Consider the following 24,327-nt stretch of genomic DNA (forward strand, 5'->3'; position numbering starts at 1 on the left):
ACTTCCTCGGTGCAGTTATCAGTAGCGGTTACTACAGCCACCTCGGGGATGTTGTTGCAGCTTGCTTCGGTATCCATCGGTACGCCGGCCAGCATCGGAGCCAGGGTGTCGGCCACGGTGATGGTTTGTACGTACTCGGTAAAGTTACCGCAAGCGTCGGTAGCACGGTAGGTACGGCTGATTACAGCGTCGCAGTCGGTACCGCTCATGTCGTCACCCTCGTGGGTGATTTCCACATCGCCGCAGTTGTCTTCAGCAGCCAACTGATCAATATCCGGTACGGGTACATCTACAATACAATCCAGGAAAAGGTCGGCAGGAGTCTGAATGAATACAGGAGCAGTATTGTCCACGTAGTGAATGGTAAGCGAAACGCTTGCGTTGTTATTGCATTCGTCCGTGGCTGTCCAGGTATAAATTTCAGTCCACTCATTTTCGCACTCTCCATCAACGACATCGAGTGCTGATGTAATCTCTACAACTTCAGAACAGTTGTCAAAGGCAGAAGGAGGAACAATGTCTGCCTCTTCTTCGCAGGAAAGGGTGATTTCAGAATCCTCCATATCGAAAGTAGGAGGAGTGGTATCTACCACTTCAATGATCTGGGTGTAGCTGGCTGTATTTTCACAGGTGTCTATAGCTGTCCATGTCCGGAAGATGGTAAACGATTGCGGACAGTCGCCGGGTTCTGTTGTTTCCTCAAATAGCACATTTACAGACGCATCACAATTGTCGGTAGCTGTTACTTCGGCAATGGGAGGAATGGCCTGGTCACATTCGATAACGGTGTTTTCAGGTAAATTGTGAAGCGTAGGGGCAACAGTGTCTACCAAGGTAATAAACTGCTCAAAAACTGTTTGATTTCCGCATTGGTCAGTTGCTGTCCATACGCGCTGAATCACTCCCGGACATCCACCGGAGAAGAAGGTTTCTTCGAAATCGATATCCACTTCGCTACAGTTATCTTCTGCCTCTATCTCTTCGGCTTCGGGCACATTGGCACAATCTACAGATATTTGAACTGCAGGTGGGTTGATGAAAACAGGCGCAATGCTGTCGTTATAGGTTATGGTCTGCACGCATTCAGTGCTGTTTCCGCACTCATCAGTTGCGATGTAGGTGCGGATGATGGTGCCTTCACAATCATCGCCTTCCCACTCATCACCTGCATGTGTGATGATTACCTCACCACAGTTATCGGTAGCAGATACCAATGAAATGTCGGCATCGGGCACATCTGTTATACAGCTGTATACCTCGTCAGCAGGGCACTCGGTGATTTCGGGAGCCTGGTCGTCAACAATGGTAATGATCTGGGTGGCCACCGTGGTGTTACCACATTCATCGGACGCCATCCAGGTCCGGGTGATTGCAGATGCCTGCGGACATTCTTCGTTCTGATCGATTTCCTCATTGAACATCACTGCCATTGCGGTTGTGCAATTATCTGTAGCCACTATTTCCGCAGGTGCAGGAATTTCATCTTCGCAAGACAGGTCGAGATTGCCCGGTACCCCGGCCAAAACGGGTGCCACGGTGTCAGCAACGGTGATAACCTGAATGTGTTTGGCGAGATTTCCACATTCATCAACTGCATCGAAGGTGCGGTGAATAATGCCGTTACACTCGTCGCCAGAGACAAAAATATCGCCTCCATAGGTGATTTCTACAAGTCCACCGCAGTTATCTTCTGCAGCCAGTTCAGATAAATCCGGCGCAGGTACATCTGCAAAGCACTCAAAAAACAGATTGTCAGGCGTTGCAGTAAACTCAGGTGGGGTGGTGTCATCAACCGTAATGGTTTGGTTTACGATGTTCACGTTACCACAGTCATCGGCGGCAATGAAGAAGCGCTCAATTTCGAATACACACACCACTTCGGTTCCGGGGTTTTCTTCGCACTCTTTGTCAACATTGATATCTCCATGGCCTGAAACGTTGTTTCCGTTGAGAATTCCTTCGTAGTGAAACCAACCGGCCAATCCGTTATTGGCATTGCGGCCGTTGGCCGCAGTACCGCACTGAAAACCGAAGAAATAATTGGCAGGCATATGGCTCAGCTGGAGAAAGGAGCCTTCAAAATCACCGGCACCAATCAGGAAAGAATTGTTGTTGTCAAGTTCATAATAGTCCCAATTGAGGTAATGGTCCTCGGCAAGAAAAAGGTCGTCTTTGTAGCTTCGTCCTAAGGCGTTCCAGTCCGTCCAGTTGCGCTTGTTTTCAAGCCGCATAAATACCAGCCACTGCTGATTCGGGTTGTTGTTTGCGAATACTGTACCTGTGATAATAGCAGATCCGTCACCGTATACCTCCATGCTACCCACTCCGGGCTCAAATACAAAATAATCTGTGGCACCGGGTAGGTTAAAAAGCACAATACTCCAATCTACACCGGGACCCACTGCGGTTGTGAGCTCACAAGTTTCTTCGCCCGCGACAATTGGGGTCTCAAAGAACCACGTGCTGACGTCTGCACTGCAATTGTCAATAGCTGGAATGCCTTCAAGTGGAGGTACATCTTCTTCGCATTCAACGGCTATGTCTTCAATGTCATCCACAAATTGGGGAGCCTCCGTGTCGTTGTACTGAAATACCTGTACGCAAGTGTATTCGTTTTGGCAGCCGTCAATACCAATATAAGTGCGCGTAACAGTGCCGGAGCAATCGTCTCCATCCACAACATCTCCGTCCCATACCACCATGCCTCCTGAGCATTCGCCGTTTAGAGCGATGCCATCAACATTAGGTTCAGGGATGTCCGAAAAACATTGTACCGGATCTGTTTCGGGGCATTCGAGCCCTACTTCGGCAAGCACTGGCCTACTTTCGCCAGCTAATGCCTGAATAGAGACAAGAGTAATAAATAGGGTAAGTAGTTGGGTTGGTAATTGGTTGAAATGTTTCATAATCAGCGTTTTTTATGGTCGTTCATTCGGTTGGATCGGGTGTTGGATTACTGCGCTTAGCCTACTTAGTTAGTCGGTTTTTAAGTACAGTTTATCAGCAAATTTCATTCATTCATCTGACAATATCAAGTTTTTAACAATCGTAGCCGGCAAATCATTACTTCGGAGCTCTATGGACGTAGATTGTAGAATCAGATAACAGGCCAATATTCTGTAGATATTCATTAATTTTCTCGCCCAAAACTCCTGATATGAGAGCAATTTGCATTTTGAGCGCTGCCGCCTTTGGGCTGGTATTTTTTAGCCATTGCGGAAAAATCAGTGTGGATAATGAAGATCCCAAAATAGAGGTGTTTCTGATAAATGGCCAGGGTAGTATTGAATCTGCGCAGGCAGGACAATCATTACAACTTGAGCTTTTTATAACCGACAATGAAAAGCTGGCGGAGGTCCTTGTGCGACTCGAAAACATGTCGAATACTGCTTTGACGGCTACCGAGCGAATGGCTTTTTTCGAGGTTTTCAGCGACATTAACGCCAAAGAATTCAGCCGGGTAATTGACATCTCTTTGAGCGAAAGCATACTGGCCGGCAGATATCGTTTAATGGTTCAGGTGGCAGATGCCAATGGTAACAGCCAGAGCAAAGTAGAGGAGTTTATGATCTTTAATACGCCTGAAGAACCCGAAATCATGATAAGCTCTTTTCTGCCGCCGGCAACAGGAGGGGTGCTGCAACTGGCGGCCGGCGACTCACTCATGATCAACGGATACATTTCCGATGCATCGGGTATTGATCGTTTTCGTGTGCAAATCACAGGTGCATCAGGATTACATAACCAACTAGTGGAAATTGAAGAGAGTGATTTTACGTTCTACGACTTCAATTGGCTGGGCGCGATTCAAATCAGTGGAAACGCTGCTCCCGGCAGCTATTCGCTGCAAATAGATGCTACCGACAACGACGGACATATGTCGTTTTTCTCGCACCCTGTGCAAGTTCAGTAGTCCATTACTTTTTTGAGAGCACGTCAGAGATGATGAGCTTGGTTGATTGGTAGGCGGGAATAATAGCAGCCAGATTGGCCACCACCATCACCAACACAAAAAGCGTGTACTCATCTACCAAAGGAACCCACCGCACTAGCGAACCACTGAGTTGAGAAGAGGCAAACTGTTGAGCTGCAATGAGTCCAAAGCGCGATACCATAAAGCCAATCGCAATTCCAGCAACTGCCAGTAAATTGGCTTCAATCAGAATGAGCAAGAACAATCGGGCAGGGGAGGCGCCCATTGAGCGCATCAGTGCAAGTTCATAACGTCGTTCTTTCAGGCTATTGTACAGAGATATAAACATACTCAACGCCGAAATAATAATGATGGCCAGAGCAATCATCCTCAAGGCCGCAATACCCGCCCCGAATAGGTCAAAGAGCCGATTGATTTCAATGGCGGGCAAAGCCGATTGAAAGTTGGTGCTCCGGTTAATCATGTTGGGCAGGGTCATGAGTCCCATGGCACTTTTGAACTGCACGAGCATGGCTGTGATTTCGCGATCGGGGCCTACGGGCATGGGTTGGTAATCCTCCGCAAATGGGTCGTAGGCTGGCTCATTGTTTAGGGTGTCGCGCTTCTGAATAGGGCCGTGATCGTGGGTAGGGTCGTCGCAGGTTGCGTGGTCGTGGTCGTCGTGCACAAGCCATACACTTTCAATGGATGTGAGAATAAGCCTGTCGAGCACCGTTCCTGACTCCTTAAAAATACCCACAATTTTAAAGGCGATGTTGTCGTGCACGTGGGTATCGTCGTCGCTCAGCCCGTGCATAGAGAAAAAAGTATCACCTACACCGAGGTCTGTAGCTTTTGCGGCAGCGGCGCCGATGGTACATTCAAAAGGTCGGTGCCACAACGCGCCCGTTGCCAGTTCCATTTCATAGTGAGCGGGGTAGTCTTCGGTACTGCCCACAATCCGATAGCCTGCGTAGTTATCGCCGTAGGCCAGCGGAATGGTTTTTTCAACCAGCGGATTGCGCAACGCTTTCTTCACATCAAGGTAATTGATGTTACCGGTTGGGTTATCAATCTGATAAACTGCGGATAGAATCAGTTGAAGCGGACTACCCTTTGCCCCAACCACCATATCAATGTCCTTGATGTTTTTCCGAAAGTCCTTGTCCAAACCATCGTTCACTACCATCATGAAGGAAATCATTGCTACACCCAGAACCAGCAGCAGGAGGCTCAACGTGCTCGACAGTGGTTTGCTCAGAATATTCTTCAGGCTGATGTAAGTCAGATTCATAGTGCCACCACTTTTTGAATAAGTTCTTTAACCCGCTGATCGTGCGTTACCGTGATGAGTGTTGCATTGCTTTCGGAGCATTCCTGGCGCAGAAGTTCAATCATTTTACGGCAGTTTTCATCGTCCAGACTGGCAGTAGGCTCATCGGCCAACACCACCGACGGGCGGTTTACCATGGCGCGCGCAATGCCTGCCCGCTGTTGTTCACCAACGCTGAGTTGGTGCGGCTTCTTACGACCCTTGTCTTGAAGACCAAGGCGCTCCAACAGGTTTTTATTCCGTGTATGATCACACTTTTTTCCGGCGAGAAAAGCTGCGAGTTCAAGGTTTTCGAGCACGTTGAGCGATTGCACAAAATGAGAGGTTTGAAACACAATACCAATTTCACGCCCCCGAAATCTGTCGAGCTCTGCCCGTCGCATCTCCGCGAGGCTGTTGCCGTTTACAGACACAGTGCCGCCATCCGGTTGGCGAAGACCTGCGAGTAAATGCAGCAACGTGGTTTTGCCCGATCCCGACGAACCTGTAATCAACCAGTGCTCGCCGCGCCCGAAACACAAATCAGGAAAGCTCATTTTGGTGCCCCCGGAGTAGCTGTAATGCAAACCCGAAGCTTCAATGTGGCAGGATGTTTCAGCAGAATTCAATTTCAATGTTGTTTCTTTGCATGGAAGCCCTAAAGTTACGCATTGACATGAATATCCGACCCCGCCGAAACCGCAAGTCAGCCGCCATTCGAGATATGGTGCGCGAAACCGAGCTGCATGTCAGGCAGTTGATGTACCCAATGTTCCTTGTTGATGGAACCCAACGTGAAATACCTGTGGACTCGCTGCCCGGAATAAGCCGGTTTAGCGCCGATTTGCTGCTGCGCGAAGTAGAGAGCTGTCTGAAGCTGGGAATTCAGTCTTTTGTCCTTTTTCCTGCAGTGGATGATGCGCTCAAAGACAAACACGCCACTTACAGCTATCACCCCGAGAATTTTTATCTCAAGGCTGCCCGGGCCATTAAAGAGCGTTTTCCGGAAGTGGCGTTGATGAGCGATGTAGCGATGGATCCATACAGCTCGGATGGCCACGATGGTCTCGTTGAAAACGGAGAAATTCTGAACGATGAAACGCTACCCATTCTGGCAGACATGGCAGTAGCGCAGGCGCAGGCGGGCTTTGATATCATTGGCCCTTCCGATATGATGGATGGCAGGGTAGGCTACATTCGGAAGGCGCTGGATGAAGCAAACTGCAGCAACGTGAGCATCATGAGTTACACCGCCAAGTACGCAAGTGCCTATTACGGTCCTTTTCGCGATGCACTCGATTCGGCGCCCAAAAGTGGCGACAAGAAAACCTACCAGATGGATCCGGCCAACAGGCTTGAGGCCATCCGGGAGGCTGAATCCGATCTCGCTGAAGGGGCTGATTTCCTGATGGTGAAGCCTGCTTTGTGCTACCTCGACGTAATCATGGAGCTCAGCCAGATGTCGCCCGTACCTGTGGCGGCCTACAACGTAAGCGGTGAGTATGCGATGCTGAAGGCTGCGGCCGATAAAGGCTGGCTCAACTACGAGCAAGCCATGTCCGAAATGCTGCTGAGTATACATCGCGCCGGCGCACAAATAATTTTGTCGTATTTTGCGAAGGAGTTTGCACAGCTGATGCATCAAAAGTAACGTGATGCATATACCATGTATAAGCTACCCTTTTGTCATCGTGATGATGACAGCACTCATTCTCTTCAGTGCCTGTAGCAAAGACGAAGAAGAGACCGATCCTGTGGGTGTTCCCGAAGTTTCTACGTTATCTGCCGAACCTACGGGCATACAAACTGCCTTAGCCGTTGGTGAGGTGATGAGCGATGGCGGGAGCCCGGTTTCTGAACGGGGTATTTGCCTGCGAACAGGATTGGGCGAGGATGCAGTGATAACCTGCATCGCTTCAGGTGAAGGGGTTGGTACATTCTCAGTAGAGGCCCCGTTTCTGGAGGTAGGTAAAATCTATTCGGTGTATGCTTATGCCAAGAATGAAGCGGGCACTGGATACGGAAACCAGATCTCACTCACTACGGTCATGTATCAAACCTTTGTATTCCAGAGTCAGTTGTTTTGGGTTTTTCCGTTTGACCAGAATTTTGCGGTGTGGGGTCCCAATAACCAGTTTGTGGGAGCCACCAATCCCAGCAATGGTCTATTGAATACAATGGACATTTCCGGGCAGGTAGTCGGAAATACTGCTGCGGCCAAAGTTTGTAACAACCTTTCAGCCTATGGTATGAATGACTGGTATTTGCCATCGCGAAATGAGCTGTTGGAGATGTACAATAAACGCGAAGAGATTGGCAATTTTGGGGAAGAATCATATTGGACCAGCACGGAGGTATCGGCATCGCACGCAGAGGCCATTGACTTTACAACGGGTGAGGTAGAGGAGGTGCAGAAAAATGTGCAATTGAGGTGCCGCTGCATCCGAAGAGATTAGTTTCATAGATACTTCGGCAAAAGGCGGCCAATCAGAATTGAATGCGCCCGATCTCTCAGAAAAGCAAAAGCTTTACGCCCGCAAAAAGAAGTACCACAGCCAGTGCGTAGCGAATGGTTTGGGGAGCCATCCAACGACTTCCCAGCAGTGCTCCGGCAAAACCACCAATAATTACGAGGGCAATCCACCATCCGGTTTCTGGATGGATATCAAGTTGTCCGCTCGAATAGATTCCGATAATGCCTGCAACGGAATTAAAAAATATAAACGCAGCCGAGATACCAGCGGTGGTTTTAATTGGTGCCCATCGCATCAGTAAAATCAATGGGCTGAGCAACACGCCACCACCAATTCCTACTATTCCAGACAGCAAACCTATCATCAAACCGGCCAAAATGCCACCGTACATGGGCATCGGGCTTAGTTCACCAGTTTCTTTGCCAAGTCCGGCAACCCGAAGTCCAACGAGCAGCAACACTCCACCCAGAAGTGTAAGATAGAGGCTTCCCGGAAGTCGAATCATTCCGCCAATAAAGGCCGCCGGCACAGACGCAGACAAAATGACCATCAGAACTTTACCCTCAAAATGTTTGTTGGCCCGGTAGGAGAGAAAGGAAACCAATGAAACGGAAATATTCATAACGAGTGCTGTAGATCGCATTTGCTCGGGCGAGACACTGTCGGATAGGGCAAATATGGCAAGGTAGCTACTCGCTCCTCCGTGGCCAACCATGGCGTAAAGAAATGCGGCTATGAAAAGCAGTAGTTTAAAAAACAGTGCCATTTTTGGGCTATTCTACCCGCCAATTGAAATCATTGAGCGATTCTTTGAGAACAACTCCGGAGCTTGTTCAGCGCTGAATTCCGGCAGTCCGCCCCGTGCGGCGTGCTTGGCTGCAATATTTTCTTTGATTAATCGCTCCACATCGCCGCCATTGCGAAGAACGGTGAGCAAATCGGTTTCGTGCTGCGCGAAAAGGCAATTCTTGATTTTTCCATCTGCGGTAAGCCGAATGCGGTTGCAAGTGTCGCAAAATGGATTGGTCACAGAACTGATTACTGCAAAAGTACCGGGTGAACCTTGCACCCGAAAATTGCGGGCGGTATCGTTGGCGGCATCCGCAATGCGTGCATACGAATGACTTTGTTCAATGCGCTTCAGAATAGAAGCATAGCTCACGGTTTGCGAAATATCCCACCGGTTTTCAGCAAAAGGCATAAACTCAATGAAACGCACATGGATGGGCATGTGCCTGGTGAGTTCTACAAAGTCGTTGATTTCGTCTTCGTTTCTGTTCTTCATTACCACCATGTTGAGCTTCACGTAAAAACCTCTGCGAATGGCTTCTTCAATGTTTTGCCATGTGCGGTCAAAGCCTTTGCGCTGCGACATTACCTCAAAACGATCCTTGCGGAGCGTATCCAAACTGAGGTTGATGGAGTTTAACCCCACTTTTTCGAATGTATCAAAGTAACGATGCAGAAAGTACCCGTTGGTGGTGATGGCTAGTTTAACCTTGAGGGAAGATAGATTTTCAACTATGGTGCCTGCATCTCTGCGCATCAGTGGCTCGCCACCGGTAAGTCGGATTTTTCGCACCCCAAGTTCCACGAATATCTCAGCAAATCTTTGTATTTCATCGGCCGACATCAAACGAGCCGGTGGCATAAACTGCATATCATTGTGGGGCATGCAGTATAGGCAGCGCAGATTACACCGGTCGGTGAGGGAGATGCGCAGATAATTGTGTTTCCGGCCCAGAGAATCGGTTAGCGACATATCACAAAGGTAACCATTTCACCCGGCTACCCAGAGAAACTCAGCGGTTAATGGGAACCGTAACCCTTGTTCTATCCCAGTTTAAGGTGAGTTGCGGTTCGGGTTCGTTATGTAACTCAATGCTGAGTTCTTCAGTGGTTTCCGGAAGGGTTTCAGCAGGCACTTCAATGCGCACTGCATCGAAAGCCGGATTGTGCGGAGCTTTTGAATTGAGTTTGGCTCCCCACCATGCTATCCTGGAGTTGAAGATGATGGTCCACTTGTCTTCTCCCGGAATGGTAAAAAGTGCATAACGACCGGCGGGCAAGGTGGTTCCGCCTACCACCATTGGGCACGAAGACTCTATGGTGGTGCTCTCATTGGCCCCTGTGCGCCACACCTCACCGAAAGGGACAAGATGACCGAAAACTTTCCGTCCGCGTTTGCGTGGAGAACTATATCGCACCACAACCATTCCGCAAGGAGCTTCCAATTGCGAAATTGCAGTTGGACTCACGGCGCGCATCTTACGAATCGCATAGAGTAGCAGAAGAGTGACCACCGCAATGGAAGTAATAATAATCAGGGCGGAAGTTGACATTCGGAAAAACAGTTTGGTTCGACAATACAGAGAAACCACCGTACTGCCTTAAAGTTTAACCCAACTTATGCAATAGGAGGAGTTGTAAACTCCGAACTACCTGCCTGCCGGTTTACCTGCCGGAGGCATGGTAGGCGGGCCTGCCCGCCGGCAGGCGGGGAGAATCACTTTATCAGTGCAGCGAAGCACTTGTACTGAGCCTGCCGAAGTGAGCTGTAAAAGATTGATTATCTGTATCGAATATGCTATGAGCGGTGCTTATTGCACATTTTGGGTTTAACACGGACTGTAGTTTTTAAATGCACCTTCTTTGAACTTAGCAGCCTTCAATATATGATCGTGTTGAACTTTCCTCAAAAAAAGCATGTTTTGACATCAGTTAACAGAAACATTAGTTGACAAACGAAACCATCATGTAAATTTGCAGCTCAACTTTTCATGATGAAAGAAACATTTTATCCGCTTGGTAAGTCGTTCGCGCTCATTACCAAAGCATACATAGGAGCCATTTCTTCCCGGCTCAGCCACCTCGATATTGAACGACACTTTTACCTCCTGTACCGCATCGGCACCGCTACGGAGCCTCTTACTCAAAAAGATCTGGGCGAAATCATCAACCAGGATAAAAGTGCCATGGTGCGCATTATTGACTACCTCAGTGACTATGGATACGTGCGCCGCAAGCAGAATGCCGAAGACAGGCGAGAATATTTCATAGTTCTGACACCCAAAGGCGAACAAGTCATCCCGGAAATCAAAGCCGCATTTAGTTTTGTGGACGATGCAGCCCTGCAAAGCCTCAACAGTGAAGACCGCGCCTGTCTCGATAAAGTCCTGCAATCGGTATACGAAAACCTGAATCGACTTCCGGCACAGGATGTAAAGCTTGATTACAAAAAATCTTCACTTTCATCTTCCAATTCATGATAAAGCGAGTTTTAATGCCCGTTGCAAGTGCGCTACTCGGATGGTCAGCAATGACCTCATGTGAGTCAGGAGGTGCTGAAAGCCAGAAATCAGGCCCTGCGGGTGCTGGGGCAATTACCGCTGAGGTGATAGTGGTAAAGCCCGAAATGCTGGAGCGAAAAATCAACGTTACCGGCACTATTCTGGCCAACGAAGAGGTGGTGTTGAGAAGCGAAACCGCAGGCCGGCTTCAAAAACTGAACTTCCGCGAAGGAAGCGTCGTGCATCGCGGAACTCTGCTTGCCAAGATTAACGATCGCGATTTACAAGCGAGCTTGAGGGCTTTACAATTGCAAGATAGCCTGCTTACCCGTGAAGAGCAGCGCAAAAAACGGCTTCTCGAAATCAAAGCAATCAGTGCAGAGGAGTACGATCAGGTGCAAACCATGCTGCAAACCAACAGGGCAGAGCAGGAGGTGGTTCGTGCGCAGATCGAACGCACGGAAGTGATTGCTCCGTTTACAGGAGTAGTTGGGTTGCGACGCGTAAGCGAAGGAGCCATGATGGACACCAATGCAGAACTGGCCACCCTCAAGCAACTCGACCCTGTTAAAATTGAGTTTGCCGTTCCTGAGCGATACCGCGCACATTTGAAAGCGGGTACACCTGTTTCTTTCTCCGTAACAGGCGTAGATAGTGTTTTTGCCGCCGAAGTATATGCCGTTGAGGCTATGATTGATGCCGGAACCCGCACAGCCACTGTTAGAGCACTTTGTCCGAATCCGGATTACTTGCTTTTTCCCGGAGCCTTTGCCCGTGTTGAAATCAAACTCGAGAGCATCAACAACGCGCTGCTCGTACCCGCCGAAGCCATTGTGCAACAGATGACCACCAAAAACGTGTTTGTTATTGAAAACGGAAAAGCGGTTTCCAGGGAGGTAACCACCGACATTCGCACCGATAGCCGCACACAAATCGTTTCGGGCATCGCTCCCGGCGATAGTTTGGCCGTAACCGGTCTTCTGCAACTCCGCAATGGCATTCGCGTGAGGGCTATTGAACCTACCACTTCCGATTCCTGAGCGAAATGAACACCAACCTCTCAGCGATTTTCATCAACCGTCCGGTTTTAACCACAGTGCTATCCATTGTGATTGTGGTATTTGGTGTGATAGGTTACACCTACCTGGGGGTGCGCGAGTTCCCCAATGTTGATCCGCCCATTGTAACCGTAACTACCAATTACGTGGGAGCCAACGCCGACGTCATGGAGTCGCAAATCACTGAAGTGCTTGAAGAGCGCATCAATGGAATTGCCGGAATTGAATCCATCTCTTCTATCAGCACCGATGGCAGGAGCACCATCACAGTTGAGTTTTCGCTCGAAATCGACATGGAAGCCGCGGCCAACGATGTGCGCGACAGGGTGTCGGGAGCTACCCGTCTGCTTCCACCCGATGTAGATCCGCCCATTGTGCAAAAGGCCGATGCCGATGCATTTCCCATACTTTCAATGACCATCTCCAGCCCGAATCGCTCGCTGCTGGAGTTAAGTGATATCGCCACCAATCTTTTCAAGGAGAGACTTCAAACCATACCGGGCGTGAGCTTTATCAATATTTGGGGAGAGAAAAAGTACGCCATGAAGCTGCAGCTCGATCCTGCGCGGCTTGCATCTTACGGTTTAACTCCTCTTGATGTTCGCACGGCGCTAAACCGCGAGAACGTTGAGCTGCCGTCAGGACGAATTGAAGGCTATACCCAGGAGCTGATTATCCGCACCGACGGCCGACTGGTCACCCCCGACGAATTTGATGATCTTATCATTCGCGAGGAGAACGGTGCGGTAGTGCGCTTGCGCGATGTTGGAAAGGCCAACCTTTTACCCGAGGCCGAACGAACCCTTTTGCGCGGTGACTATACCTATCCGCAGGTGGCAGTGGCCCTGTCGCCGCAACAGGGAGCCAACCATATTGAAATTGCCGACGAGTTTGAGCGCCGCGTGGAACAAATCAAGAAAGAGGCACCCGATGACCTGAATTATAACATGGTGATTGACAGCACGGCTCCTATACGAAAGGCGCTGCGCGAAGTGCGCGATACTATTTTGCTGGCCTTCGGGTTGGTGGTACTTGTGATTTTCTTCTTTCTGCGAAACTGGAGAACCACCCTTATCCCCGTTATTACCATCCCTATCTCGCTGATTGGAGGGTTTTTTGTGATGTACGTGATGGGCTATACCATCAACATTCTTACTTTGTTGGGAATTGTACTCGCCACAGGCCTTGTAGTTGACGACGCCATTGTGGTGATGGAAAACATCTACGCTAAAATAGAGAAGGGGCTTGACTCCCTTGAGGCCGGCTACAAAGGCACACAGGAAATTGTTTTTGCGGTGATTTCAACGACTATTACATTGATTGCGGTGTTTTTGCCCATTATTTTTCTCGAAGGACTTACCGGCAGGCTCTTCCGCGAATTTGGAATTGTGGTGGCCGGTGCGGTTATTATTTCGTCGGTGGTATCACTCACGCTCACACCCATGATGAGCAGCCGGTTTCTGAAGCAATCCAAAACGCAAGGTGCTTTCTTTCAATGGTCAGAGAAACATTTCAACAATTTGGGCTCGGCCTATGAGCGCTCGCTCAAGCGATTTATGAACGTGCGTTGGGTGGCTATTCCGGTGATGATCATCTCGTTGGGACTTGTGTTTTGGGTGGGAAGTAAAATTCCGTCGGAACTTGCCCCGCTCGAAGATAAAAGTGCCCTCGTTATCAATGCCACTGCGCCTGAAGGGGTTTCTTTTGACAGGATGGACACCTTTATGAAGCAAGTGATGCGCGTGTTAGACGACCGTCCGGAGAAAATGACAGCACTCACCGTAACATCGCCCAGTTTTGGATCGAGTACCGCTGCCAACACTGGCTTTGCCCGGGTGCGTCTCACGGAGCCTGAAGACCGCGAAAAATCGCAGCAGCAAGTGGCAGACGAGTTGAGTGAAGTTCTGCGCGACATGACCTTTGCACGCACCTTTGTATCGCAACAGCAAACCATTGGTGGAGATAGACGAGGGGGTCTGCCCGTGCAGTACGTTCTGCAAGGCTCAACTTTTGAAAAGCTAAAGGAAACCGTCCCCGAATTTATGGAAGCGGTACGCAACAGTGATAAATTCAGCGTGTCCGATCTGAACCTCAAGTTCAACAAGCCCGAACTGAATGTGCGCATTGATCGCGACCGTGCCCGCGCCCTGGGGGTTACCGTGTCGGATGTAGCCGAAACCCTGCAATTGCTTTTTTCGGGCCAGCGTTTTGGGTACTTTATCATGAATGGCAAGCAATATCAGGTAATTGGAGAGGCTACACGCGCCAATCGAAACGAGCCACTCGACCTTCAGTCTGTGTACGTTCGCAATGAGCACGGCGGTCAGGTTCAGCTCGACAATGTGGTGGAGCTTTACGAAGAAACGGCCCCGCCACAACTGTTTCGCTACAATCGATTTGCCTCTGCTACGGTTTCGGCCAATCCGGCGAGTGGAGTATCATTGGGCGAGGCCATTGACGAGATGGATCGTATTGCGGCAGCAGTGCTTGATGATACCTTCCGAACCACATTGGCAGGAACATCCAAGGAGTTCAAGGAGAGCTCCAACAGCCTGGTGTTTGCATTTTTGCTTTCGCTGGTGCTTGTATATCTCGTTCTTGCCGCTCAGTTCGAAAGTTTTGTTGACCCTTTGATTATTATGTTCACCGTACCGCTTGCTATGACGGGAGCGGTATTGGTATTGTTCCTTTTTGGTCAGACGCTTAACATTTTCAGCCAGATTGGAATCATCGTCCTCACCGGAATTGTAACCAAAAATGGAATTTTGATTGTGGAGTTTGCCAACCAGATTCAGGCGCGGGGCAAATCCGTAACTGAATCGGCTGTGGAAGCTGCCGGTTTGCGTTTTCGCCCTATTCTGATGACCAGCATGGCAACAGTACTTGGAGTACTCCCCATTGCGCTGGCGCTTGGTGCTGCCTCAACCAGTAGGGCTCCCATGGGCATGGCCATCATCGGAGGACTACTCTTTTCGCTTGTACTTACCTTGTATGTTATTCCGGCCCTTTACAGCATGTTGTCGCGTAAATCACTGCGCCAGCTCAAACTGAAGAACGCGGCCTTCGGAGCTTTTGCAGGATTGCTGCTGCTAAGCAATTCGCTTCAGGCCCAAACCTCTGAGAATGCCGAAACGCTCACTTTGGCCGAAGCCGTGGCCATCGCGTTAGAAAAAAACCATCAGATTGTAATGGCCCGCTCTCAGGCAGACATTGCCGCCAACAACAATACCTTGGGCAACGCGGGTTTCCTTCCCACTATTGACTTAGGGGCGACTGCTGACGCTGCGAGCACGGATATTCGCCTTGTGTTTTTCGATGGAAGGTCACAGGAAGCAACAGGTGCAGCCTCGAGTGGATTTGCTACCAACGCCATGCTCAATTGGACCATTTTTGACGGTACGCGCATGTTTGTAACCAAAAACAAACTGGCAGAGTGGGAGATAGAAGGGGAGATGCAGGCGCGCGCAGCGGTTGAGCAAATGGTGGCTAACGTAGCGGTTGCCTTTTACACTGTGCTTCAGATCGAAAAACAGGTTCGTGTGATTGAAGAGGCATTGCAACTTTCTGAACAACGCGTGGCTATTGCCGCTGAGCGCGAGAAAATCGGTTCCGGTTCTGAGCAGGCGCTGCTTCAGGCTAGAGTAGATCAGAACGCCGATAAGAGCAACCTGCTTCAGCAGCGCATGGCCCTGAAACGCGCACGTGCCGACCTCAATACTATGCTTGCCCGCAATCCCGACCTGCCTGTTAAGGTAGAAGGTAACATTGAACTTCCCGAAATGGCTCCTTATGGAGATTTGCTTGGCAGTATGGAGCAACAAAACCCGGAATTACACGCAGCCAGGTCATCCTTGCGTGCCACCGAGCACGAGGTTGCAGAGGCGCGCAGCTACTACAGTCCGCAGGTGGGGGTGTTTGCCAATTACCAGTTTAACCAGGCTCGCAATGAGGTAGGTATTTTGCAAAGCAACCGCAGTTTGGGCCCTTCCTATGGAATTACGGCTACATTTAACATTTTCAATGGCTTCAATACCCGCCGCGAGGTGCAGAATAAAAAACTGGAGCTGATTGCCGGGCAGGCGGCTTACGAGTTACGTCAGCTTGAATTGCAACATTCCCTTTATACTGCTTACAGCGATTATGTGCACAACCGCGAGTGGGTGGAGCTTGAATTTCAAAACGTTGATGTAGCAAGAAGCAATTTGGAAATCGCTATGAAAAGCTATGAGTGGGGCGGCATCAGTGATCTGGAAGTGCGCGAAGCACAGGTTGCACTGGTAGATGCCGAGGGCCGGCTACTCAGTGCGCAGTTTGCCGCCAAAGCCGCCGAGGTTGAGCTTTTTCGCCTTACGGGAGGACTGGGAGTGAGGGAGTAGTCCGATGAATTGCTGGTGCCGGCTTTCGTTTTGTGGCTACTGATCTCACCTGCCCACGACCACCGTCAAGGTTTCTTTGACCACCGCGCCCTTGTCATCCACCAGCGTTAAATCGTAGTTGCCGGGCTCAGGGCTTACTTCAAGATGGTGCAGTCCCGATGTGGCTCCTAAGTATTGGTCATTCAGGTGCCAGTAAATAATGGCTTCTGCATTGCGATGCGCTGCTTTCAAAACGATGGATTCGAGGTTGCCATCCACTTCTCTCGGAACAAGAACACGGGCCGTGGTGGTGGGATAAATAAGCTGCATGACACTTCCCGAAGCACTTTCATTGCATTCGGGCAACCAAGGAGGCAACCCGCGGTATTCGGGGTGATTTCGGCGATAATACCACTCCTGCAGCGGAGGCAATACAAAGCGCTTTTCTTCGCGCGATTCGGATGGTACGTAGCAAAGTTTATGCACACGATATCTGCCGGATGCATCGAGCTGAACAGGAACGCAAAAGGTACACGCAACAGTTTCGAGAGCAGGTAAAGGAATGTCCTTGCTCTCAATGTTGCCGCAATGTCTGCCTGCACGCATTCCGCTTTCAATGCAAATATCTACTGCCTGTATATACAGACCTGGACGGGGCAGCGCTGGTCGGTTGGGCAATTTGTTGAAGATATCAAAAAGCAATGGTGCGGCGGCTTGCAGGCCTGTAAGGCCCGGCCTGCCTTCGCCGGAGGCATTGCCTACCCACACGCCCACCACAAAGCCGCTATCGTAGCCCACGGCCCACGCATCGCGCAAACCGAGACTGGTTCCGGTTTTCCAGGATACTTTTCTGCTACTCGAAAAAGTGAGCCAATTCACGTCAATCAGCGGTCTCTTTACCTCACTCAATGCTTCGGTTACGCTCCACGCCACGCCTGCATGAAGATTCCATTGGGGCTTTTCTGCATACTCATCATTTCGCAACACATGGATTCCGTCAGTCCTGTTAACATTCTTATCGCGGCTGAGCACCAACGGAATTTCGCGGTAGGCATTTACCAAATCCCACAATTTGGTTTCTGCCCCTCCCAGAATCAGGCTCAAACCATAGTGCCCCGGGCTTTGCGTAATGGTGCTGAAGCCCAGTTTTTGCAAATCGTAGTGAAAGGAAGGTACACCGTATTCACGCAGCATTCTTACGGCAGGTATATTGAGCGATGCGGCAAGTGCTGCATCGGCTTTTACGGCTCCTGAGTATTGTTCATCAAAGTTTCGGGGAGCGAAACCGCCTATCTGTGTGGGTATGTCGGGCACAATTTGCCAGGGTGTTAATTGCCGGTTTTGAACCATTTGCGCAAACAGAAAAGGCTTAAGAATGGAGCCTGAGCTGCGGGGAGTAACAATCATGTTGTTTTGCTCTCCGTATTCATTTTCACGCTCAGTAGTATTTCCGCAGTAAACCAACACTTCGCCGCTGGCTACGTCGGCTACCAGTACAGCCCCGTTGTGGATATGGTTTCGGGAGAGGGTTGTAATGTAGCGGTTGAGTCCTCTTTGCACCTCGGCCTGCAGGTTTCCGTTGAGTGTGGTGGTCAGCGAGCGCCCTCCGGCATTTTGTTGAATGAGCTGATCCGTCAGGTGAGGGGCAAGATCGGGAAGCGCCATGGTGGGCCCCGGAACGTTTTCCAGCAAAGAGAGCTCATAGGTCTCCCGGTCGAGGTACCCCTTTTCATACAAGCGCAAGAGAAGGTAGTTTCGCTTTTGGCGCAATGCATCCGGGTTCCTGCCGGGATAGATGAGCCCGGGAGCGTTGGGTAGAACGGCAAGTACCGCGCTTTCAGACCACGTAAGGGCGTGGGCAGGCTTGTGGTAATATCGCCAGGATGCCGCTTCCAGCCCAACCACGTTTCCCCCAAAGGGTGCATGTGAAGCATACAAACGAAGTAATTCATCTTTGCTGAAGCGCCACTCGGCACGCAATGCCCATGCTGTTTCAATAAGCTTTTGCCAGAAACTGCGCGATACTTTCTTCCGACTCATGCGCATAAGTTGCATAGTTAGCGTGCTGGCTCCGCTTTTTTTGCCCTCCGCAAGAAGATTTGATCGTATAGCCCGCGCCATCGCGCGAATGTCAACTCCAAAATGAGTGTAAAATCGACGGTCCTCAAAAGTTATGAGCGCTGTAGCAAACTTAAAGGGCACGCTGTCAATCGGTGCAAAACGCCATTGTTGATCAGCCGCGATTCTCGCATTGAGAAGCTGTCCGCTTTGGTCAGACACAACTGTGCAAAAGGGGTCGCTGAACAAAGGGTTGGGCAGGCAAAACCACCATGCTAAAAACAGGATAGTGAATCCTGTAACGCCCGTAATGTAAAGTTTTTGTTTAATCGCTTACAGTGATTTGAACCCATCTACCGGGCTCGGTAGCAATAACAGATTCGTCGTACATCGGTGCACACAAAACGGTAGGTAAGTAGTACGAGCCGGCGTAGGTTGCATTGAGCCGGGTGCGGAATTTTACCCGCTTTCCGCGCGGAATGTCAAAATAGGTGAGCACCCTGTCGTCGCGAATATCCTGATAGGTGGCCTGCATGCCATTGTTTTCCTCACTCTCATCGCTCTGCGCCATTCGGGTATTCAGAATTTCCCAACCTGAGGGGAAAATCTGTGTGAGGGCCACTTCCTTCAAATCGCCTTTGCTGCCCGGATTGTGAATGTCAACTTCAACACTAAAGTCGGTTCCGGCAGGTAAGCTTCCCGGGTCGATAGCTTTGCCTTCGAGATTCATGTACTGTATTTTCATCACAAGGTCCTTTTGAATACGTTCTGACCTGCCTTCAATGGGCACGCCAGCAAGGAGCAATCTTGCGAACATAGGGCTGCTTCCTTCATTGCGCACTGAAAAGGAGCCCTTGCCGGCAGTGGGGTGAAGTTTTTCCTGAATCACGCTGCGCCCTGTAGAAATGCTTTTGCCGTTGTAGGAAGCTCGTAAACCACCGTCGGGTGTGTGTTTTCCTAAAAATTCAGACACGGCCATCAGAGCAAAAGCTGTGGTTTGCGTACTCATCCAGTTACTTGATCCGAGCTTGACAGCCAGTTCTTTGGCAATATTTGCAGCATCGGCTTTCTTGTTCAGTTTGAGTAGGGTAAGCAGCACAAAGGACTTATCGCGCAGGGCAGAACCGAATGTATAGCTCATTTCGGTGTACTCCGGAATGTCGGGATGGATGGTCGCCAGCATTTTTTCGGCGACTTCAGGCTGACCGGATTCAGCATAGGCGAGTGCAAGCATCCAGCGCGCCGATAAATCCAGCCGATCCATGGAACGCATCAAGTTCATGGCACCTATGTTGGGTGATCCTGCCAAAGCCAGGGTATAAAGCCGGTATGCCTGCGTTCGCTGGGAGTAGGAGGTGCTCCCAGAGGATACAGATCCCCAGTGCCGCGCTCTGCTTTCCTGAAAACGCAGCCAGCCAGACTTCAGACCTCCCGAAAGGGGGTACCCTCTTTCAGACGCTACGAGCATAAAATGACCGGCGTAATTGGTAGCCCATTCGTTTACTTCGTGCTGTCCGGGCCAATAGGCAAAACCACCTGAGCTGTGCTGAAACGACCTTAGTGCCTTCAATCCCTCCTGAACATTCATATCGATGCGAGCCTGGGCTTCGGCGTCCAATTCAACCAAACGATTCAAAAACAATTGTGGAAAAGCACCGGAGGTAACCTGCTCCAAACATCCGTGCGGGTATTGCATGAGATAACTCAGACGCTTCTCGAGGTTAATGGCGGGGAATGAGCTCAATTCAACGGTTGCGTCATTGGTTCCCTGTACGCCAAAATAGCGGTACATGGCATTCCATTCCGCGCCCGGTTGCAATACCGTATCGCGCACAATGGTCATGTGTGGATTGGGACTACGCACGTCCAGTTCTATTTCGTGTACAGAGCTTTCATTGCCGCTGGAGGCCTTGATTTTGATCTTCGCGATACCGGTCTTTTCGGCTACTTTGAGTTCAAAAAAGGCCAATTGATCGCCGGTTTCGATAAAGCTGAGCGTTTGCTCCGAGCCAGCAGTGGACTGAAGCATGCCATTCATCTCCAATTTTATTTTCACGCTTTTCACATGCGGTTCCATGGCAAACACATTTACCGGCAAGCGCACTGTTTCGCCAGGACCCAATACGCGTGGCAGGGTTCCCAGCACCATCAGAGGTGTTCGCACAGGTATTGCTTTTTCGGCATTACCGTACGCAGGTTCTTCACCGGCAACCACCATAACCCGAACAGATCCGAGGTAGTTGGGGATGTTAATTTCGTGCGTAGTTTTTGTTCCTTTCGCGAGGTAAAAAGGACCGAGGTGGCGCACCATGGGTTTAAACCGCATGGCTTTTTGCTGAGAGGGATCCATGCCTTCTTCATCGCCACCCATGGTGAGAAGATTGCTGCGCTTGTTGCCCATTGCCCCGATAACCTGGTCGTACATATCCCACGTGCGTACACCCAATGCCTCACGGGCATAGAAGGCATTTCGGGGGTCGGGAGTGCGGAAACGGGTAAGGTCCAGCAGACCTTCGTCAACCACCGAAAGTGTATAAGTCATGGCCTTCCCGTTTTTCTCACTGATTGTAATCACCTCTTTGCTTTCAGGGCGATATACCTCAGCTGTTTCTATAATGGGGTTCAATCGGGTATCCGGATTTTCTACCTTCACAGGTATGATTCCGTACAGACGCATGGGGCGGTCGTTCTCGGTTTGACCGTGGGGCTGAATAAGCGTAACGTGCACATACACATTGGGCGCCATGTTGGCCGTTACAGGAATTTCAAAGCGCTGCTCGCCCAAAGTGGATGAAACCCATTGGTTACTGAGCACGCGTGAGCCATTTTCAACCGAAACCAATGCCTGACCGCCTTCAGGTGCTGGAAAGGTGAGGCGCATGGTTTCGCCGGGCTCATATACTTCTTTGTCGCTGCTGATGGCGAGGATGGTGGAAGCATCGCTGCCCGCGCGGTTTGCGCGCATCCAGTAAGGCCAGTCCATAAAGAAAGTAGTGGCTGCCTTGTGGCCACTTTCAGGATCTTTCACCAGCAAAGCGTAACGACCCCAGTCTTCGGGCTTGATGTTGATGTTGTAGCTGCCCTCGCCGTTCTTCAGTTGAACTTTGGTTTCGTGTTTTGTTTCGTAGCTGCTGCTGTTCAGGAAATTGAAAGTAGAACTCCCGTAGCTGTCATACCACCAACGGCGATTGAGTTTGTACAGGATTACCTCAAGTTCTTTGGTAGCCGAAGCTTTTCCATCAGGCTGCACGCTGGTAAGTTCAATGGTATGATTGCGATCGGTTTCCAGGGCATTGCCCCAAAGGGTTCCCTCGGGTATGCGCACTCCTGCAAAGGAGTTGAAAGGTGCGTATGGAACGGAGTGAAAATCTTCGCTGAAACTGCCTCCGGGCTCAAAAACCTTGGTACGGAAGGAGAGTTTCAACATACCGGGGGCGTTATCAAACCAGTCATCTACATCCGTTTGGATAGAGGCTTCACCTTGGCTGTTCAATTGACCTTTGAAAATGGTTACCGGCTCTGACGAGCTTCTATCCATCAGCATATGGTCAAACACATAGCCTGGCCATTTATCGAATTTGGTGAGGGTAGGTGTGATGGTAAGTTCAACATCGGCTTTGAGATTGCCGGCTTTGGCACCGTGCAGCCACCGTGCAGCCATTTTGGTTTGCACACCCGTTGTTGGGGTGAGTAATGCATGGTCAAAGTTGAAATCTATTTTAAGGCGGTTGGGTTTTACGGTTTCAATTTTCAGGGTTTTGTAAAACTTTCTGTTGCCAATGGAGAACCGGGCTTCATAATTTCCGGTGACGTCGTTTTCACCCGTGCTCGTGCGGAAATCGTAAAACCCATTCAGGCCGCTTACTTGCACACGTTCCTGAACCAACTGTCCCAGAGGGTTGTAGAGCTCCATTTTAACAGGGTGCAGCGGCGGAATGAGTTTCAACTTGTCTTCCATCACAAAAGTGAGGTAGAGTGAGTCACCTGGTCTCCAAACGCCGCGCTCACCATAGATGTAGCCTTTTACGCCTTCTTGAACCGCAGTTCCGCCTACATCAAACCGAGACAGCGAAAGACTACCGTAGTCATCAACCCTTAGGTAGGCAGCGCGCTGGTTTCGTTGAGCCATCACCAGAAATGGTTTGCCTGTCAACTTAATCATGGCCAACCCGTCGCGCCCTGTTTTTCCGGTTCCGATAATCTGCTGTTGAAGGTCGTACACGCTAATGTTGCATCCGGCAACGGGTTTGGCGTTATTCAGGTCGTTCAAAGCCACCAGCATCTGTTTGTCGCCACCCAGTTTGGCAGTGAGCCCCATATCGGCACCCATAACGGTGGTTGATGCGCGGGTTTGCCACGGACTGTAATACGCGTTGTGGCAGGGGTTGTCCATGTTTTCCCAGTCATAGCGGTAGTTGCGCCAGTAGTTATCTACAAAGTACTCTCCGTCTGTGGTCCATCCGTCTTTGGCAGAGGTGAGTGAAGATGCTTGATTGACGTCGGTTTCGGGATCATCGCAAGAGTATGCCGCGTATTCTTTTTTGTAGCGAAGTTCAACGCGGTAGATGGCTCCGGGATCTACCTTAACCACGTCGGATAGGTCCAGGAAATACGTGTTCCACGTGTGCAGGTCTCCGGGGTTTTCCGGAACGATGGGGACGTGCTTGCGATATATGTGTCTGCCTACATAGTTGATATTGCCGCTCTCGCCAAGGCGGTTGAACTGAAAAAACTGCAGAATGTTATTGTTGAACACTTTGGTAACATACACATCCACAGCTTTGAGAGATACGGCTTCAAAAGGCAATACGAGGGTTTGACCGGTAGGCATAATGGTTTTCTTAGTGTCCAGTCGCACATTGGGCTTTTCCTCGGTAAAAGCAAGATTTCGCGAATAGGCTTCTGCCATGGCGTAGTTGGCCGAATTGCGAACCGACTCAAGTACCGTGAGCATTTTGTTTCCAGTGATTCGCTGCTCCGGATAGAGCGTTACAACGTGGCCGTCAATGGTGTAGGTGAGTCGTGAGCTACCCTCTAGAAGGATGAGCCCCTCCAGCGACTGGTCGGCGATAGGATCAGAAAAATGCAGTTTTATAGATTGTTCGGGAGCTTGTTTCACCGTGGTGCGAAGAACCCGAAAATCATGTAGCGAAGGTATTTCGAGCACTTCGCTGCCGTCTGAGAGCATGTCAAGGGCTTTTGCTTTCCATTTCAGTTCCACGCTACCCGGCTCCGTGGTGCGCGCAACATCTTCAATATGAAATTGAAAAACTTTTTCCGCGAGGGGCTCCCATGTGATGCTCAGCTTATTGGTGTTCTGAATGGCAGAGAAAGCCTCCTCGAGGTCTTCGATCTGTACTTTGTCGGCAAAAAGTACGCGGCCGCTGTAACGCACGCGCTCCAGTTCAGCGATATTATAGGTTGTGTAGCCTTCGGGATACACGCTGATATTCTGCTGAATGGTTTGGAAGTCGAAATGAAAATGGTGAAAGGCTTGGGGCACATCAACCAGTTTTCTCAGTCTGAACGTGGCCTTGTAATGGGTGTCACCTTTCATGGGTTTGTTGGGTGTAAACCGGATGGTGGAGGCGTCATCCCATGAGGAGGTACCATCAAGCGAGGGCTTGAATGTGAGTACCTGAGCGGGTAGGGGAGTTTGTAAATTTAGCGGGCCGCTATATGGTTCGGCAAGTCGGATGAGCACATCATCATGGGTAGAAACAACTCCCGTTGTGAAGCCGCTGATGTACGCGCCGAAAGAGGGATCAATGTCAGTATGCTGGTCTTCTGTTGAGCCGCATCCGGACAAAAGCGAAATGAAAACAAGAAAAAAGCCGGTAAATAGCCTGGATGGTTGGAGCATAAGT

At 50.1% G+C, this 24,327-nt stretch carries 14 protein-coding genes; 6 read left to right on the plus strand and 8 right to left on the minus strand.

The window, feature by feature from the left end:
- On the minus strand, positions 1 to 2,816 hold a 2,816-nt coding region (locus tag EA392_10945; GenBank protein ID TVR38078.1), incomplete at its 3' end, for a hypothetical protein.
- Between the two features lie 341 nt (positions 2,817 to 3,157).
- On the opposite strand from EA392_10945, the gene EA392_10950 reads away from it, so the two are divergent.
- The gene (locus EA392_10950; protein TVR38079.1) at positions 3,158 to 3,913 is read left to right on the plus strand and encodes a DUF4625 domain-containing protein; all 756 of its coding nucleotides are present in this window, start codon (positions 3,158 to 3,160) and stop codon (positions 3,911 to 3,913) included.
- 4 nt (positions 3,914 to 3,917) lie between these two features.
- Here EA392_10950 and EA392_10955 read toward each other — a convergent pair whose 3' ends face one another.
- Together EA392_10955 and EA392_10960 are read right to left on the minus strand one after the other, a co-directional pair.
- Positions 3,918 to 5,207, minus strand: a complete 1,290-nt coding sequence (locus EA392_10955; GenBank protein TVR38080.1) for an ABC transporter permease — start codon at positions 5,205 to 5,207, stop codon at positions 3,918 to 3,920.
- On the minus strand, positions 5,204 to 5,782 hold the full coding sequence (locus tag EA392_10960) for an ABC transporter ATP-binding protein (protein ID TVR38123.1): 579 nt from the start codon (positions 5,780 to 5,782) through the stop codon (positions 5,204 to 5,206). The genes EA392_10955 and EA392_10960 overlap by 4 nt, the downstream gene beginning before the upstream one ends.
- Positions 5,783 to 5,901: 119 nt before the next feature.
- Between EA392_10960 and hemB the strand changes: the two genes are divergently transcribed.
- Together hemB and EA392_10970 are read left to right on the plus strand one after the other, a co-directional pair.
- Positions 5,902 to 6,876 carry a porphobilinogen synthase gene (gene hemB, locus EA392_10965; protein TVR38124.1) on the plus strand — a complete coding sequence of 325 codons (975 nt, stop codon included), beginning with the start codon at positions 5,902 to 5,904 and terminating at the stop codon, positions 6,874 to 6,876.
- A 4-nt stretch (positions 6,877 to 6,880) separates the two neighbouring features.
- Positions 6,881 to 7,681 carry a DUF1566 domain-containing protein gene (locus tag EA392_10970; protein ID TVR38081.1) on the plus strand — a complete coding sequence of 267 codons (801 nt, stop codon included), beginning with the start codon at positions 6,881 to 6,883 and terminating at the stop codon, positions 7,679 to 7,681.
- Positions 7,682 to 7,736: 55 nt separating this feature from the next.
- On the opposite strand, the gene EA392_10975 is transcribed toward EA392_10970, so the two are convergent.
- From EA392_10975 to EA392_10985, 3 genes are read right to left on the minus strand one after another with little or no spacing between them, the layout of a single operon-like run.
- Positions 7,737 to 8,465 (minus strand): sulfite exporter TauE/SafE family protein, encoded by a 729-nt coding sequence (locus EA392_10975; GenBank protein TVR38082.1) that lies wholly within the window; start codon positions 8,463 to 8,465, stop codon positions 7,737 to 7,739.
- A gap of 12 nt (positions 8,466 to 8,477) precedes the next feature.
- Positions 8,478 to 9,461: a GTP 3',8-cyclase MoaA gene (gene moaA, locus EA392_10980; protein ID TVR38083.1), complete on the minus strand. Its 984-nt coding sequence runs from the start codon at positions 9,459 to 9,461 to the stop codon at positions 8,478 to 8,480.
- 40 nt (positions 9,462 to 9,501) lie between these two features.
- The gene (locus tag EA392_10985) at positions 9,502 to 10,041 is read right to left on the minus strand and encodes a DUF2911 domain-containing protein (GenBank protein ID TVR38084.1); all 540 of its coding nucleotides are present in this window, start codon (positions 10,039 to 10,041) and stop codon (positions 9,502 to 9,504) included.
- 438 nt (positions 10,042 to 10,479) lie between these two features.
- On the opposite strand from EA392_10985, the gene EA392_10990 reads away from it, so the two are divergent.
- The 3 genes from EA392_10990 to EA392_11000 are packed head-to-tail and all read left to right on the plus strand — an operon-like array spanning position 10,480 to position 16,423.
- The gene (locus tag EA392_10990; GenBank protein ID TVR38085.1) at positions 10,480 to 10,968 is read left to right on the plus strand and encodes a MarR family transcriptional regulator; all 489 of its coding nucleotides are present in this window, start codon (positions 10,480 to 10,482) and stop codon (positions 10,966 to 10,968) included.
- A complete protein-coding gene (locus EA392_10995; protein TVR38086.1) occupies positions 10,965 to 12,029 on the plus strand; it encodes an efflux RND transporter periplasmic adaptor subunit in 1,065 nt (354 codons plus the stop codon). The genes EA392_10990 and EA392_10995 overlap by 4 nt, the downstream gene beginning before the upstream one ends.
- A gap of 5 nt (positions 12,030 to 12,034) precedes the next feature.
- A complete protein-coding gene (locus EA392_11000) occupies positions 12,035 to 16,423 on the plus strand; it encodes a hypothetical protein (protein TVR38087.1) in 4,389 nt (1,462 codons plus the stop codon).
- Positions 16,424 to 16,468: 45 nt separating this feature from the next.
- Here EA392_11000 and pbpC read toward each other — a convergent pair whose 3' ends face one another.
- Positions 16,469 to 18,790: a penicillin-binding protein 1C gene (pbpC, locus tag EA392_11005; protein ID TVR38088.1), complete on the minus strand. Its 2,322-nt coding sequence runs from the start codon at positions 18,788 to 18,790 to the stop codon at positions 16,469 to 16,471.
- Positions 18,786 to 24,323 carry a hypothetical protein gene (locus EA392_11010; GenBank protein TVR38089.1) on the minus strand — a complete coding sequence of 1,846 codons (5,538 nt, stop codon included), beginning with the start codon at positions 24,321 to 24,323 and terminating at the stop codon, positions 18,786 to 18,788. The genes pbpC and EA392_11010 overlap by 5 nt, the downstream gene beginning before the upstream one ends.
- Positions 24,324 to 24,327 lie beyond the last annotated feature (4 nt).

The organism is Cryomorphaceae bacterium (assembly GCA_007695365.1).
GTDB lineage: Bacteria > Bacteroidota > Bacteroidia > Flavobacteriales_D > SKUL01 > SKUL01.